Source organism: Streptosporangium sp. NPDC000509 (assembly GCF_042898365.1).
Taxonomy (GTDB): domain Bacteria; phylum Actinomycetota; class Actinomycetes; order Streptosporangiales; family Streptosporangiaceae; genus Streptosporangium.
On the sequence record NZ_JBIAYX010000006.1, the window covers coordinates 355,822 to 371,017 of the forward strand.

The following is a 15,196-nucleotide window of genomic DNA, read 5'->3' on the forward strand; positions in this document are numbered from 1 at the left end:
CACGCCTCCGGCCTCGGACCGGGGAGAGAAGGACCCCGGAGCGCTCCGCCTCACGGCTGCGCCAGCCAGAGGAAGGGCTTCTCCACGTCGATCGGATGCACCTCGCCGCGTACCCGGACCTCACCGGCGGGGTGGGCACCGGATTCGGTGGAGGAGGCCGGTTGGAGGCCCTCGGATCCGGGGGCCGCCGGAACGATGTTCTGGTAGTCCTCCATGTCGAAAAGCCTCTTCCTGGGATCGAGATAGAAGCCGATCGACGAGGTCACGAAGTATCTGGTCCGGTTTTCGTGGAACAGACGACCGAGGACGTTGGGAAACATGCCGGGGTACACGTCCGACAACCCGCACAACTGCGTGAACAACTCCTCGGCGTCCTCGCCGACCACCCGGGGAAACCGGAAGGGGTCCTCGGGGTCGGTCGTGAGCAGTCTCAGCCGGTTGGCCGTCTCCAGCACCCTGTAGTCGTCGAACTTGGTCACACAGACCGCGAGACGGTGCGGCAGGCGACCGGTCTCGTCGAGAGGCAGGCCGAGCTTCGGCAGCGTCCTCAGGAAGAAGCCGGTGGCGTCGTCCCACCCGGATTCGCGGAGGGGGTCGAAGAGATAGATCAGATCGTCACAGGCGGCGAGCCATCGTGCCATGTCCTCGCGCGGCCTGCCTGAGGTGGTCATGGAGCCGAGGTGGAGGACGACGCCGGTCTCACGGCGCCCCATTCCCATGAAGCCCCGGGACAACCGGCTCGTCCGGATCGTCACCTCCGCGTCGTCCAGGTCGGCGCTCGCCGGGGGGAACCTGCGTTCCCGCACGAGGGCGTCGGTGAGTTCGACGAGCCGAGCGGCCGCCGCGCTGTCGGCACCCAGCACCGACAGGCCGGAGTCCTGGCGCAGGACCGCCACGCTGAGCGCGCCGAGAAAGGCCGACTTGCCGCTGCCCACGGCGCCCAGCAACCCGATGCGGCGCACGATGTATTCGGGGTCGGTTGCCAGGTCGCGCCCGGCCGCGGTCACGCGCGTGAGCACGGGACTCCCGGCGGACGCGACGTTTCGTATGGCCATCGCGTCCACGAGGGCGGCGGGGTCGGCCCGCCGCAGTTCCACGGAGTGGTCGGCGCCGATCCTTCGCAGGTGCGGGGACACCCGGCCGGGTGGGGCGTCGGTGACGGCCATGAGACGCACCCCGCGCTCGGCGAGCCGATCGGTCAGTTTCCGGTGGTCGTAGCGGTTCGGGCAGGGAAGCGCGGCGTCTCGGCTCGCCCTCGCCGGGTGGGGCGGTTGCCCCGCCAGCACCAGCAGGACGACGGGCCGGTCCTGCTCATCGGGGGGAAGGCGCTCGTCGATGTAGTGCAGCGCGTCCTCCAGGGGAGCCGCCCCGGGGAAGACCTCCGACGTCGACTCCAGCTGCGCCAGTGACTCCAGGGCGTCCTCCGCGGGTTCCAGCCAGGAGCCGGTGACCACCGGCCGGCGCCCGTCGCCGCGGCGCTTGTAGTCGTGGTAGGTGTAGCCGACGACCGCGACGTTCACCTCGCCGGGGTAGGTGACCGCGAGCCGTTCGATGATGTCCGCGGCCAGTTGCCTGCGTCGCTGGACCGTCTCGTGCCTCCCGGACATCTCGATGGCGAAGATCACGTCTGCCCGCTTCGGCGGCACGGGAGCGGGACGCGCGTCCATCTCATCCATCAGGTAGGCGGCTTCGTCCAGGAAATCGATGCCGACAGGCGGCGAGGCACCGGTACCGGGATACGACGCGACGGGGTCAGGCACGAGAGCGGGGCGTCCCCAGAGGTTCGGGCCGTTCATCCGGTCCGGTCTGCTGCCGGGCGCCTCGGGCAGCTGTCCGGGAAGCAGTCTGTTCACCTCCCGCATCGTGATCGCCACCCCGCCGCCGAGGTCGTCGGCGGAGGCGACCATTCCGACGACGGCCGCGTAGCCCGGCGACCACACCGGGGCGCCGCTGAGGCCGGGATCCAGCCGATGGCCCGGGTCGGCGGTGAGCGTGACGTTCCCGTGGGCGAAAGCGGGATCCATCATCCCCTTGACGATCACACTCCGGCCCTCGACGTCGACCTGCCCCTCCACCAGCCACCGCCGCCCCACCAGGTCGTCCGCCTCCTCCAGCCGTAGGGGCGCCGAGACCACCTCCGCTGAAGGGCGCTCCGCGAGCAGCAGGAACGCGGGGCCGCCCGGAGACGTCGCCGACGGCGCGACCGAGGTCCCCACCGAGACCACCGAGGCGCCGTAGCGACGCGTCGGCGTGTTCGCCCGGGGAAAGGTCACCCACAACCGTTCCGTGGAGCGGTGGCCGGTGTGGGCGACGAGATGGGCGCAGGTGAGCAGCCGGTTCTCGCCGACGAGGACTCCGGCGCCCACCGGCCTGGGATCGTCTCCCCGATGGATCGCGGCGATCCAGGTCCTCTCCCGCCTCGTCCGGTCTCCGGGCAGGGGAATCCCGGGTGTCGCCTGAAGATCGTCCCGGCGGTCCTCCCCGTACGGGAGCGCGGTGATGCGCACGGGCAGCATGTCGGTCCTCACGGTGGCACCCCTCTGGGTGCTGAGGCTGAGCCGGAGCCTGTGGTCTCCGGCCTCTCCCCGCGCGGTCACGACGAACCTCGCGGGCCCGTACGTGCCACCGAACCGGTGAAGGATCACCGAGATGTCGTCCACCGACTCGACGGCGATCCGCTCCCCGCCGTCGAGCATGCAGCTGAAGACGAACTCCTCCTCCCTGTACGGCCACTCGTCTCCGGGACGCGCGAGCCTGAGGTCCACCGTGACCAGATACTCCTGGCCCACCGTCATGGTCCGGGGCCAGCTGACCAGCGGCTCCAGCTGGATGGTGGGCGGACTCACCGGGTCTCCTCGCGTGGCGTCGGCCTCAGGGTGGTCTCCGGGCTTCCGAAGTACGCGTACATGAAGGCGTAGAAGAACGGGAGCAGCTTCCCGACGGCCTCCTTGTCGTCCTCGTCAAGGTCGTCCCCGATCGGGGCCGACACTCTTCTCCGATGGTCGCGCAGGGCCACGGCGACGGGCGTCCCCGGGTTCTCGGAGAGCGCGTCGAGCAGGTTCTTCGCCAGGTCGTACCCGTGTTTCAGGCCGACCTCTCCCATGGTCCCGATGAACCCGGAGGCCCCGGCGTCAAGGAAGACCCTGGCGAAGCTGCGCAGGACGGTGTTGTCGAGGTCGGGATCGACCCTCTCCCTGGCGGAGTGGCAGGCGTTGAGGAAGACGAGCCCGCCGGCTCGTTCCAGGCGGAGCAGGTCGCGCGCGTGGACCTGGCGGAGACTGATCCCGCGCTTCGAGTCGCGAGAGCCCTCGAGGAGTTTGATCTCGGCTCCCGAGGAGGGCTTGTCGGCGTTCCCGTATCTTCCGTGGCAGGCCACGTAGACCAGCGAGACGGGGTCGCCCTCCGCGTCCAGGAGATTCAGCAGGTCCTTGAGGGTGACGTCCGTGGTGGTCGTCCGGAATCGATCCAGCAGGGCGCGGTCGTCGGACATGTCGGGAGCGACGTAGGCGAGGATCTCTCCGGTGCAGTCGGTCACCGCGGCGGGCGGTGTCCCCACCGAGCGCGCGATCGGGAACAGCGCGCCCAGCCACTCACCGGCCAGGCCCCTGTCGCGGTGCCGCAGCAACTCCCAGGGGAGGTCGTAGCCCGTGAAATCCTCGATGATCATGCGTACGTCGTCGCCGTGCGCCCGGCGGATCGCGGAGATGAAGCCTTTGAGGCCCTCGCTCGCGTCCTTGGACCAGCTTCTGAGGCGCCAGAACGTCTCGACCGGAGACTCCCCGCCGCTGCCGCGACGGATGAGGTCTCCCAGGGCGAGCTTGGGAGGCCTCACCTGCTGAGGCTGTCTCTGGTAGGTGAGCGCGATGCCGCAGCAGCAGATCCCCGCGAGCCCGTAACTCTCCCTGCCGGTGCCGCTCTCCCGCCACACGTTCAGGCGGGCGGTCCTGGGGGGCAGACCGGCGGTCGGGTCGACGGGGGTGGAGGGAAGGACGGTCGTCGTGGAAACCTCCGCCCCCGGGGCGCCGGCCGGTGCCTCCGCCACCCCGGGATCCCCGGGGGGCCGCGGACGCGCCGGTCCGGCGGCGTGCGGGTTGAAGGGACGTCCGCCGTTGATCAGTGCCCTGCGCAGCCCGTTCGGCATGCCGCTCACCGGGGTTCACCGCCGTGCTGGAGCCGGGCACCGCAGGCCTCGGCCAGCGCGCGGGTCAGGGTGGCGCCCGGCCGGGGCCCGGGATCGAGGACGACGGCGTGGATCCGTTTCATCCTGCTCAGTTCTCGTGCCATCGCCAGCGCGTCCTCCACTCCCTCCCTGCCGACGAGGTCGGGCAGCTCACCCGTCGCGCTCGCGCGCAACGGGATGTTGCCGCGCCCGTCGGTGACGATGACGAGCAGCACGTCGTCGGCGGGCACCCTCCCCAGGTGGAGCCGGTGGCGCAAAGTCTCGACGGCGAGGTCGAGCCCATGCGCGAGCGGGGTGCAGCGGCCGACGGGCCGTTCCAGGGCCCGTACGACCCGCGGGTCGAGCAGGCTGGACGCGCTGAACCGCTGGGCGCGGAGCTCGTTGGCGACGCCCGCGGCGCCGACCTCGATCACACAGACGGCCGCCCTGCCGGTGTAGGCCCACTGCAGATAGGGGGCGAGGGCGTCGAGCCAGTTCCAGCCCGCCCTGCACGTGTGGTCGAGGACGAGGACGAGGAGCCTGGCCGGGTCGGCGCCTCGGCGATGGACCCTCAGATCCGGTGGGATCAGGTGCAGGGGATGCGGGGGGCGTGAGTAGTGATCCTCGCACCGCCGGGCCTGCAAGGGAGCGGCGCCGAGGATGGTGGCGACGATCGCCAGGTCGCCGAAGGCGCCGGGGCGCGATCCGATGGACCTGCCGTGGCTCGGCCGTGAGGAGGAGTGCCGCGTCGCCTGGGAGCGAAGCGACCCCGGGTCCCGTTCCGGCTCGATGTCGTCCTCCGGGTAGGGGCCGCCGAGGTCGGCGGGCGGGGCGGGTCCCGGAGCGAGCGGCTCGGCGGGAGCCGGGGAGACGACGTCGAACCCGTCCGTTCGCGCCCGCGGGGACCGCTCCTCCCTGTCGCGCCGCCGTCCGGCCCCTCCGCCTCCCACGAGGGCGTCCCCTTCCTGAACGCCACCGCCGGGGCCGGAGTCGTCGCCGTGACCCCGGCCGCGTGGTGGAGGGAGACGCAGGAGTGACACCGCTCGCTCGACGTCGGCGTCCGTGGTCCGCGCACGGCCGTCGAGGGTCGCCAGCGCCCGGCCGATCCTGGCGAGGGCGAGGTCTCGGCGCGCACCGGCCGTGCCTGTCGCGGTACGGCCGACGATTCCTGTGACCACCTCGTCGGGTACGGTCGCCGGTCGGCCCCCGGCCAGCGCGCGACGCCACTCCTCCGACGGGGGGTCCAGGTCCGCGGAGAGTCCTGAGGCGTCGATGCGCAGCGGGAAGCGGTCGAGCAGATGCGGAGGGATCCGGCCGATGTCGGCGCGGGCGCAGACGGCCACCCACCGGCTTCGCGGTGCCCAGGTCACGCCGAGCCCTTCGCGCTCCAGGTGGGCCACGTCGGTGTCCAGGAGGGTGAGCGCGGCCCGCTGCCCGGTGAGCGAGAGCTTCGCGAGATCGGAGACGAGGACGGTGAGAGGAGGAGCACCGGGCCTGTCGACCAGGGGACCGGGGGAGACGCCGAACGTGGGCCCGGAGGACAGGCCGATCCACGCGCTGTCCGCGACGGCCGACGCTCCCAGCACGTACGGGTGGGGGTTTCCGAGGAGTGAGCCGAGCCACTGCCCGATGTCGAGCAGCAGGGCGGGCTCAAGGTCGAACAGGAGCACCCCGCGAAGCCGTGGATCGAGCGCGGCGCACGCCAGGGCGTACCTCACTCGCGACGCGGTCGGCATGGCCATGGTCACCCCAAGATGATCGTGTCCAGCTGGTCTCGCTCCTTGGCGGTCCACTTGATCGACTCTCCGTACACCGCCTCGGGAAGGCGGTGCGCGAGGGCGAACTCGGCGACCGCGCGGACGTCGTCGGACGTGACGGTGCCGTGTCCGTCCAGCGCCGCTCGCGCTCTGGCGGCGAGTGCCATCACCTTCTCGCCGCGGTGTCCGGCCACCTCGAACTTCGCCGAGATCCGGGAGCAGAGGCCGAGGATCTCGTCCGGCATCTTCACCTCTCCCACCCTCGCCCTGGCACGGTTGAGCCGCTTTCTTATCTCCCGATCCTGTCTGGCGCCGTTCTCCAGCCACGAGGAGTCCGACTTGGTGATCTCCTCCTCGAACCGCAGGACCGTGCGGAGGATCTCGTGCCGCTGCTCGGCCGCCGTCTCGGCACTCACGGGCACCAGCAGGCCGAACCGGTCGAGAAGCTGCGGGCGCAACCACCCCTCCTCCGGATTCATGGTGCCGACCAGGGTGAACCTGACGGGGATCGTCGGCCGGTCGAGCCCTTCCCGGTGGACCACGAGCACGTTGGTCGAGGTGACGTCCAGGATGATGTTGACCAGGTGGTCGTCGAGGAGGTTGACCTCGTCGATGTAGAGGAGGCCCTGTTTGTCGGCGGCCTCCAGCAGGCCCGGCTGCCGCTCGGTCCTGCCCGTCATCAGCGCGTCGATGCTCCAGCCGCCCAGCACGCGGTCTTCGGTGGCGTTGATGGGCAGCGTGACCGGAAGCTCGCCGTAGGCCATCAGGCTGAAGGACCGCACCGTGGTCGACTTCGCCGTGCCGCGCTCGCCGCTGAGCAGCACACCGCCGATGCCCGGGGCGACGAAGGCGAGCTCCAGGCATCGGAGCAGGTCGGCCTGTCCGACGACGTGGCTGTAGGGCAGAATCCGCACCTTGGTCATGGAGCCGGCTTCCTCCAGCGCAGCGTCACCATGATCTGTGCCCCCGAGCTCAACTCCACGATCTTCGCGCCGACCTTGCCGTCGACCTTCACGGCGAGCTGCATCTCGAACTCGTCGGGACGGGCCTTCTCCTCCATGGCCTCGATCTGGTTGCGCGCCTCGTAGGCGCAGTTCGCCACCATCTGGAGTGCCTCGCTGAACAGGTGGCGGCTGATTTCCAAGGGCTTTTCCAGTGCCCCCCGGGTGTCGTCGTCGTAGATCGAGGCGTGGTCGTTCGTCTCGAATTCGTCGAGCTCTATGTTGATGACCCCGTGACCGGAGGCATTCGGAGCCGCCACCACAACCATGAAACCTCGCAGGAGATCGATGTTGTTCGTTGTGCCGCCTGACAGGTCACTGATTCTGCCGTAGATACCGGCGTGCGTCACCATATCCACTGATGTGCTTTCTTTGGAATACGGCTCGGTTGATTCTCCCGCCGTCGGTCCTTCGGATGAGATGTCTCGATTCCGGCGGGTGAGAGCAGGGCTTTTGTGTCGTCGCAGGTCGTGGAGGTGCTCGCTCCCTCGGGGAGTCGACCGTCCCGCCGTGGTCGGATCCGGTGGACCGGCCGCGTTTCGCGGCCCTCGCGCGTGCCGGAGGGTCACCGATGTGAAGTCGTGTCAGTGCGAGGTCGCGAAGATCTGTGAGGCGATTTAGGTGGAATGGTATGAAATATCATTTTAATTCTGGTTCGGTGCTGAAGGGAGGGGAACGGCGGTCCGGCGCCCATCTCCGATCCTGCGCCGACGTGTGGCCGGAAAGTCGCCACCGCCCCGTCGCCGTATGACCGGAAATCTCGGGAAGGCGCCGTCGACGCGCGGCCGGAAAGGCCGCCTCGATCCGGCGGATGTGCGATGGGAAAGCCTGAGCCGGCCGGATCCGCCTTTTCTGGAATCTGTTCTTTCGCGGCAGGATCTTCATTCGTCGAGTGGTGCCGTGAGGTTCGACCCGTGTTTCCACGGTGCGCGGTAAGGAGGGGACCCGGTCGGCTCCCGGCTCACCTGCGAGAAGAAGTCCGGTCTCGGCGGTGGGGATCGCGTGAAGACCCGCTCGTCCACCACTTCGCCGGAGGCGACCTCTGTCCGGTGGAGGGGGCGACACGATCGGTGCCCGGAGCGTTCGGTGGAAGGCCTCGTCGGCCGGGCTCGAACCGGCGTCCACCCGGTCCAGAGCCGGGCGCTCTACCACTGAGCTACCACGAGGCGATATCCCACCGTGTACGGCACCGCCGGCCGGGCTCGAACCGGCGTCCACCCGGATGAAGAGCCAGGCGCTCTACCACTGAGCTACAGCGGGCCGCGCCTCAGTATGACCGTTGCCACCTGGCGGACGCCACCGGTATTCCGGCATATCGGTGGCGCCGACGGGCCCGCACCGGCGCTCACCCGATCCGAAGCCCGGCGGCGCCACCGCTGACCCTCAACGGGGTGACCGGCCTATTTCTCCGGGAGGTCCGCGGCGGGCAGATCACCGACCACGACTCCGGAGGCCAGCCCGTGGCGGGCGTCGGCGGCCAGCTCGGGCTTCACGCCCTTGCCGCTGAACACCCCGGCACGCCGCAGCAGGGCCGCCCACACCGGATCGGCGACGGTCACCCCGTGCACCAGTTCGGGCGTCGGCCGAAACGCCGCGACGCCACGTCGAGCCGCGGGCGCGGTCCACCCCGTCTGCTCCGGGTCCAGCCCGGCCGCATGGCAGGCCGCCTCCACGGTGACCCGCGGGCAGGCCGCGGTGCCGTCCAGCACCTCCCAGGGCAGCGGCAGCGCCGCCCACACCGCGGTGTCGGGATCGACGTCGCCGCCGGTATCGCGATGCCAGGCGGCCAGATCGGCGGCCATCAGGCGCATCACCTTGCCGGGACAGGCCACTTCCAGCAGTTCCAACGCGTCCAGCGACGCCAGGCAGGACAACCAGGCGGCCCGGGCCGCGTTGTAGGCGACCGCCAGGTTGTTCCACGTGGTGGAGTCGTCCCCGCGCCGTACGAGCATCGTGGTGCGGTCGGTGCCGGGGTTCCAGCAGGCGCGTAGCACATCGGCGCTGTGCCGCATGACGGCCGACCACTGCCCCAGCAGCCGTCCGCGCTCCTCGTCGGTCAGGCGTCCAAGGATGTCGGGAGTCGTGCGTACCTGGGCGATCATCCACCAGTCGCTCCGGTCCGCGCACCGGTCGAGCAGCATCGACGCGATCTCGTCGAACGGGTTGTCCCGCCCGGACAGGCTGAACTTCCGGCGCGTTTTGCGGCGCGCGGTGTAGTACGCCACGAAGCACGCGGCGTCGACGTCGGAGACGAACCGCTCCAGTGGGATGTCCGCGCCGAATCCCGTGACGCCCACCATGAGCAGACGCCGCTTGACCTGCTCGGTACCCAGCGTGCCCGCCTTGGCGGCGACCCGGCGCAGCACCCTGAACCGGCGGTTGTACTGCCGCTTGGACAGGTCCATGCCCGCGGCCTCCCGGGCGTCCCGGTTGAGCCGGTCGGCCAGGAAGTCACCGCGGTCCGGCGTCCACCGGATCTCGCGTCCCATGTTCGCCGCGAACTCCAGCAGCGACTCGGGAACGTCGGGGTCGACCTGCGCCGACCGCTCGAACAGGCGGTTCGCCGCCGCGACCTGCCGGGCACCGCCCACCGGCCTCGCGTAATCGGCGGACATCGAGGAGAACCAGCCCTCGCGACGGGAGGAGTACCTGGCCGCGCGCTCCAACACCGTACGCTCACGCCGCGACAGCTGCCCGTCCAGTGCTCGCAGCACCAGATCGGCGACGTCCTCGGGCCGGTACCGCCGATCCAGCGAGTCGTGCAACTCGGCGAGGATCTCCCGGCGGGATCGGCCGCTGTCCTTGTCGTCGTGGAACGTCATGGAAGTCATGATCCTGGTTGGTCCACCCCGGCTTCGACTGGTTTATCCGATCGCAGCCATCCGGCCCCGACCGGCGCCGGTGAGCCCCACCGAACGGGATCCCGGCTGTCCGGCTCCGCCACGCGCGGGGGTACGGCACCCAGCGATCTACGCGATACAGCTACTTCCTATGAAAAATGGGGATTTAGGGTACGTAATATCATCGCGGCGATCACCGCGATGTTCGTCGTCACGATTGGTCTGGGTGCTCCGTTTATGACCGTTGATCCGGCATACGAGGTTCTGGTCTTCTCCAAGACGGCCGGGTTCCGGCACGACTCCATCCCGGCGGGCATCGCCGCGCTGGGCGAACTCGCGACCGAGAACGGCTTCACCGTCGACGCCACCGAGGACGCCGGTGTCTTCACCGCCGAGAACCTCGCCCGATACCGGGCGGTCGTCTTCCTGATGACCACCGGCGACGTGCTCGACGCCGCGCAGAAGACGGCGTTCGAGTCGTACGTCGCGGACGGTGGCGGATACGTGGGCGTCCACTCCGCCGCCGACACCGAGTACGACTGGCCCTTCTACGGCGGCCTCGTCGGCGCCTACTTCTCCTCCCACCCCGAGATCCAGCAGGTGACCGTACGGGTGGAGGACGGCGCGCACCCCTCGACGGCTCACCTGCCGACGACCTGGGTGCGCACCGACGAGCTGTACAACTACCGCACCAACCCGCGCTCCACCGTCCACGTGCTCGCCACGCTGGACGAGTCGACCTACTCCGGCGGGTCGATGGGAGACGACCACCCGATCGCCTGGTACAGGACGTACGAGGGCGGCCGGTCCTGGTACACCGGCCTCGGCCACACCATCGAGTCCTACAGCGAGCCGAACTTCCGCGCCCACCTGTACGGCGGGCTTCGCTACGCGGCCGGGGTCGCCACGGGCGACTTCGGGAGCTGACGGTTTCGCGGTTCCCCGCCAGGAGGGTCCCGGCCAGGTTCGCCCGGCCGGGACCCTCGCCGTCTTCATGGACCGTCTCCGGAGACGGTCCATGAAGACGGCTTCGGAGAGGGCTTCGGGAGCGTCTTCGAGGACTCGCACGCCGCGCGTCCCTCGCGATTCCGGAAGTCCCGGGCGCGTCCTGACCGGATCAGGTCAGCGCGGAATCATGGCGATGGTTGACGTTGACTCAGGTCCGACTATCCCCCAGATTTCGTGCATTCCTATCTTTCGGGGGATGTACGGAGGTCGCAATGAAACGTGCGAGATCGGTCGTTCTCGCAATCGCGGTCCTGCTTCTGGGCCTGATGGTGAGCACGCCCGCGGCGGCGGTACCCGATCCATCCGCCGACGGCGACGACGGAGTGAGCGTCTACGTCGGCGAGCTCACCCCGCAGCAGATGGACGAGCTGCTGAAGTCGGGTGTCGAGCGTGAGGAACTGCGGATCACCAGGTCCGCGAACGGTGAGAAGGTCAGCGTCGAGGCGATCCTCGGCGCGGCCCAGGCGGAGCAGCTCGGCAAGGCGGGCCTCGACCTGAAGGTCCAGCGGCCCGCGGCGGCGAGCAGGCAGGCGGCGAAGGGGGACGGCGTCTTCAAGCCGTACAGCGGCGCCGGCGGCATCCGCGAGCAGATCGTCAACGCGGCGAACGCCAAGCCGAACATCGCCAAGGTCGTCGACCTCGGCACCACGGTCAAGGGGCAGCCGCTCACCGCGATCAAGGTGACGAAGAACGCGCGGCAGCTCAAGGACGGGGCGCGCAAGGCCGTGCTCTACATGTCCGCCCAGCACGCCCGTGAGTGGATCACCCCGGAGATGAACCGCAGGCTCCTGCTCCACTACCTGAACGGCTACGGCACCAACCCCGAGATCACCCAGCTCGTCGACAACGTCGAGCTCTGGTTCATCCCCGTCTCCAACCCCGACGGCTACGACCACACCTTCACCGCGGGCAACCGCCTCTGGCGCAAGAACCTCCGCGACAACAACAACGACGGCCAGATCACCAGCGCCGACGGCGTCGACCTGAACCGTAACTTCGCCTACAAGTGGGGCTACGACAACGAGGGCTCCTCCGACAACCCGGCGAGCCAGACCTACCGGGGCCCGAGCGCGCAGTCGGAACCCGAGACCAAGGCCGTCGACAACCTCGCCAAGCGGGTCGACTTCACCTACATCCTCAACTACCACTCGGCCGCCCAGCTGCTGCTGTACGGCGTCGGCTGGCAGCAGGCGACCCCCTCTCCCGACGACCTCATCTTCGAGGCGCTGCTCGGTGACGACGCGACGCCGGCCGTACCCGGCTACGACCCCGACATCGGCGCCGAGCTCTACACGACCAACGGCGAGACCGACGGTCACATGACCAACAAGCACGACGCGCTCACGATCACACCGGAGATGAGCACCTGCGAGGTCGCGGTCGAGAGCGTCCCCGACGACGAGTGGACGCTCGCCGACTGCGCGGGCGGCTCGGGCTTCACCTTCCCCGACAGCGAGGCCCTGATCCAGGCGGAGTTCGCCAAGAACGTCCCGCTCGCGGTCAATCTCGCCAAGTCCGTGAAGACCCCCGACGCGCCGGTCTCCCCGGTGGGCCGCACGGTCCCCGACTTCCGGCCCGACAGCTTCACCGTCTCGTACGGTGACCCGCAGCCGGTGGCCGTCACCATGCGGAGGTCCCTGCTCACCAAGCAGCTGCGCTTCCGTATCAACGGCGGCCCCGTGCGCCAGCGCGGCCTCAGCGAGTGGAAGGGCGGCGAGCGGTACGGCGACGAGAACAAGCTGTACTTCGCCGAGTACCGCTCCAAGGTGGAGGGCGCGAAACCGGGAGACAAGGTCGAGGTCTGGTTCACCGGCCACAAGCCCGGCGTCGGGACCGTGGAGAGCGAACACTTCACGTACAAACTGGAGAAGAAGTCCAAGGCCAAGGTCCTCATCGTGGCGAACGAGGACTACACGGGATTCAACCCCGACTACCCGGCGTCGGTGACCGCGCCGAAGTACGCGGCGCAGTACAGGCAGGCGCTGCAGACCGCCGGATACGCCTCGGAGACGTGGGACGTCGACGCCCAGGGCGTGCCGCACCACCTCGGGGTGCTCGGCCACTTCAAGGCGGTGGCCTGGTACCTCGGTGACGACCGGCTCGCGATGGACGCCCAGGACGTGGAGACCGAGACCCCGTTCGGCCCGCTTCCCGACATGGACGTCAAGCGCGAGCAGCAGGATCTGACCGTCTCCGTCCGCGACTACCTCAACGAGGGAGGCAAGCTGCTCTACACCGGGGAGACGGCCGGATACTTCGGCTTCTTCGGCACCAGCCTCGGCGGCATCTACTACGGCCTGGACGGCGCGCCGGACTCCGACTGCGTCATCACCACCCAGGACGGCTTCTTCGAGGAGTGCCTCATCCTCGCCGACGACTTCGCCCAGTACTACCTCGGTGTCTACGGTCGCAACCCGCGCGTCGGGCCGACCGGGTTCACCGGCACCGGTCCCGGGCTGAACGGCACGAGCGGCACCTTCGGCGGCCCGGCGCTCGCCGACAACCCGCTGGACGAGGCGGGCAACCTGCAGGTGACCAGCAACACGCTGCCGCCCGCGAAGTTCCCCCAGTTCAAGAGCTGGGCCTCGGGCGACTACATCGGGGCGACCGGCCCGTTCGACCCGGTCGAGGGCGGCTGGTACGTGGCGGGCCCGCACACCGACGACGCGTACAAGAGGCTGACGCGCACGATCGACCTCGCGGCAGTCCCGGCCGCGCAGCAGCCCAAGCTGCAGTTCCAGCTCTCGTACGACACCGAGGAGGGCTACGACAACGTCATCGTCGAGGCGCACACGGTCGGCCAGGACGACTGGACCACCCTGCCCGACCTCAACGGCCGAACCAGCACCGACGTCCCCGCCCAGTGCGAGGCCGGCTTCCTGCTGGACGAGCACCCGTGGCTGCTGCGCTACCTCACCCCGGGCAACCCCTGTGCGCCGACCGGGACGAGCGGTGCCTGGAACGCCTTCACCGGTAGCTCCGGCGGCTGGCAGCCGGTCGCCTTCGACCTGTCCGCGTACGCGGGCAAGAAGGTCGAGGTGTCGGTCAGCTACGTGACCGACCCCGCCACCGGCGGCGCCGGCGCGTTCGTGGACGACACCAAGGTCACCACCGTCGGCGGCCAGCTCGCCGCCGAGGGCTTCGAGTCCGGCCTCGGCGCCTGGGCGATCCCCGGGCCGCCCCCGGGCAGCCCGGCGAACGCCGGTGACTTCGCCAGGGCACAGGCCGACAAGACGGCGGCCGTCTCGACGAAGGACACCGTCTTCCTCGGCTTCGGCCTGGAGCAGGTGGCCTCCCCGGCCGAGCGTGCCGCGACCATCAAGAAGATCATGAAGCACCTGATCGGCTAGCCGGCTCCCGCCGGTAACGGCTGTCCCCGGTCGACGGGCGCCCCGTCGACCGGCCCCGACCGCGAGGCCGGGCGTCACCCCCGTGACGCCCGGCCTCCGCGCTTGAGTCACCGGACCCACAGTGGTCACAGCTGCCAGGCGGAAACCCGCCGAGCCCGGTGTTGCCGACCGCTGGAAGAAGACCGGTCACGCTGACGTCGTCCGCACAGCCGCGTTCACGGCGGTCCAGCTGACCATGTGAAAGCGGCCTACCTGCCGTGTGGTGACCCGGTCGAGGCCGGTGACCTGTCCCTGTTCCAGGTTCTAGGCCGGGGACAGCGCGGCGCGCACCAGTGAATCGTAGGTGTCGGTCGTGCGCTCCAAGGCGACGCCGAGAGACCGCGCGAAGCCATCGAGCTCCTCCTGAACGGCGACGCCGGACTCCTGCCCCTGCACGGTGCGTTCGATCTCGACGAAGGCTCCGGCGTGTTCCACCTCATCGACACAGATCGTCATGTCGCCCAGCGTCGCGGTGCGTCGGACCTTCACGATGCGGATCGTGGGATGGAACCCCATGAGCGTGATGGCGTGGTGCATCTGCTCGCGGTCGGAGACCGTGGTCTCGTGCTCCAGACACGCCATCGCGTTGTCGACGGGCTTCTTCACGGTGAACAGGTGCCGCCCCTGCTGGGTGCGCAGCCGGGCGAACGACCTACCGATCTTGGGCTGGGCGTAGGTCCACCCGTCCTCGGCATACGCCTGATCGTCTTGGTGCACGGGGGCCGACAGCAGAGCCCCTCGCCGCACGAGAGCGTCCTCCAACGCCGCCAGGTCACTCACCCGGTATTTGACCTCGATCTCCCGCACCTCGTGCGTCACGACGAACTCCCTGGTCTCCGCTGCGACTCGGGGAGCCTACCGGGAGCGCGCAGGCCTCCGTGCGAGGAACATCGCAACAGGCCGATCCCTGGTCGAGCGCGCCGCGGCCTGGTGCCTGGCACGATCTGAATACTTTGCTCTTGCGCTAAGTATTGGGGGCGGACAATACTTAGCCGCATGGCACAGTATTCGGCCGAGCTCGACGGCGTGTTCGTCGCTCTCG

Annotated in this window: 9 protein-coding genes and 2 tRNA genes; 2 read left to right on the forward strand and 9 right to left on the reverse strand. The window is 69.5% G+C overall.

All coding sequences use genetic code 11. From position 1 onward, the window contains the following. Positions 1 to 50 precede the first annotated feature (50 nt). The 8 genes from ACFY3D_RS14220 to ACFY3D_RS14255 all read right to left on the reverse strand — a co-directional run bounded on the left by ACFY3D_RS14220 (position 51) and on the right by ACFY3D_RS14255 (position 9,739). Positions 51 to 2,846 (reverse strand): hypothetical protein, encoded by a 2,796-nt coding sequence (locus tag ACFY3D_RS14220; RefSeq protein ID WP_389979165.1) that lies wholly within the window; start codon positions 2,844 to 2,846, stop codon positions 51 to 53. Beyond that, positions 2,843 to 4,141: a CHAT domain-containing protein gene (locus ACFY3D_RS14225; RefSeq protein ID WP_389979198.1), complete on the reverse strand. Its 1,299-nt coding sequence runs from the start codon at positions 4,139 to 4,141 to the stop codon at positions 2,843 to 2,845. Before ACFY3D_RS14225 ends, ACFY3D_RS14220 begins: the two co-directional genes overlap by 4 nt. Positions 4,142 to 4,146: 5 nt before the next feature. Next, a complete protein-coding gene (locus ACFY3D_RS14230; protein ID WP_389979168.1) occupies positions 4,147 to 5,907 on the reverse strand; it encodes a hypothetical protein in 1,761 nt (586 codons plus the stop codon). Beyond that, a complete protein-coding gene (locus ACFY3D_RS14235) occupies positions 5,904 to 6,839 on the reverse strand; it encodes an AAA family ATPase (RefSeq protein WP_362905031.1) in 936 nt (311 codons plus the stop codon). The genes ACFY3D_RS14230 and ACFY3D_RS14235 overlap by 4 nt, the downstream gene beginning before the upstream one ends. Next, entirely contained in the window at positions 6,836 to 7,177 is a 342-nt protein-coding gene (locus ACFY3D_RS14240) for a CU044_2847 family protein (protein WP_389979171.1), read from the reverse strand. Before ACFY3D_RS14240 ends, ACFY3D_RS14235 begins: the two co-directional genes overlap by 4 nt. Positions 7,178 to 8,009: 832 nt before the next feature. Beyond that, positions 8,010 to 8,085 (reverse strand) — tRNA-Gln (locus tag ACFY3D_RS14245). Positions 8,086 to 8,104: 19 nt separating this feature from the next. Continuing rightward, positions 8,105 to 8,177 (reverse strand) — tRNA-Lys (locus ACFY3D_RS14250). A gap of 140 nt (positions 8,178 to 8,317) precedes the next feature. Next, positions 8,318 to 9,739, reverse strand: a complete 1,422-nt coding sequence (locus tag ACFY3D_RS14255; RefSeq protein WP_389979174.1) for a hypothetical protein — start codon at positions 9,737 to 9,739, stop codon at positions 8,318 to 8,320. Between the two features lie 255 nt (positions 9,740 to 9,994). On the opposite strand from ACFY3D_RS14255, the gene ACFY3D_RS14260 reads away from it, so the two are divergent. Both ACFY3D_RS14260 and ACFY3D_RS14265 read left to right on the forward strand, forming a co-directional pair. Next, complete coding sequence (locus tag ACFY3D_RS14260; RefSeq protein WP_362905035.1) at positions 9,995 to 10,684, forward strand: ThuA domain-containing protein; 690 nt, start codon at positions 9,995 to 9,997, stop codon at positions 10,682 to 10,684. Between the two features lie 293 nt (positions 10,685 to 10,977). Continuing rightward, complete coding sequence (locus ACFY3D_RS14265) at positions 10,978 to 14,115, forward strand: M14 family zinc carboxypeptidase (RefSeq protein ID WP_389979177.1); 3,138 nt, start codon at positions 10,978 to 10,980, stop codon at positions 14,113 to 14,115. A 303-nt stretch (positions 14,116 to 14,418) separates the two neighbouring features. Here ACFY3D_RS14265 and cyaB read toward each other — a convergent pair whose 3' ends face one another. After that, the gene (gene cyaB, locus ACFY3D_RS14270; protein ID WP_389979179.1) at positions 14,419 to 14,973 is read right to left on the reverse strand and encodes a class IV adenylate cyclase; all 555 of its coding nucleotides are present in this window, start codon (positions 14,971 to 14,973) and stop codon (positions 14,419 to 14,421) included. Positions 14,974 to 15,196: the final 223 nt, after the last annotated feature.

Excerpts from the sequence above, each read along its gene's own strand:
- ACFY3D_RS14225 (WP_389979198.1), bottom strand. The coding sequence starts at position 4,141 with ATGCCGAACGGGCTGCGCAGGGCACTGATCAACGGCGGACGTCCCTTC.
- ACFY3D_RS14255 (WP_389979174.1), bottom strand. The coding sequence starts at position 9,739 with ATGACGTTCCACGACGACAAGGACAGCGGCCGATCCCGCCGGGAGATC.
- ACFY3D_RS14235 (WP_362905031.1), bottom strand. The coding sequence starts at position 6,839 with ATGACCAAGGTGCGGATTCTGCCCTACAGCCACGTCGTCGGACAGGCC.
- ACFY3D_RS14265 (WP_389979177.1), top strand. The coding sequence starts at position 10,978 with ATGAAACGTGCGAGATCGGTCGTTCTCGCAATCGCGGTCCTGCTTCTG.
- ACFY3D_RS14260 (WP_362905035.1), top strand. The coding sequence starts at position 9,995 with ATGACCGTTGATCCGGCATACGAGGTTCTGGTCTTCTCCAAGACGGCC.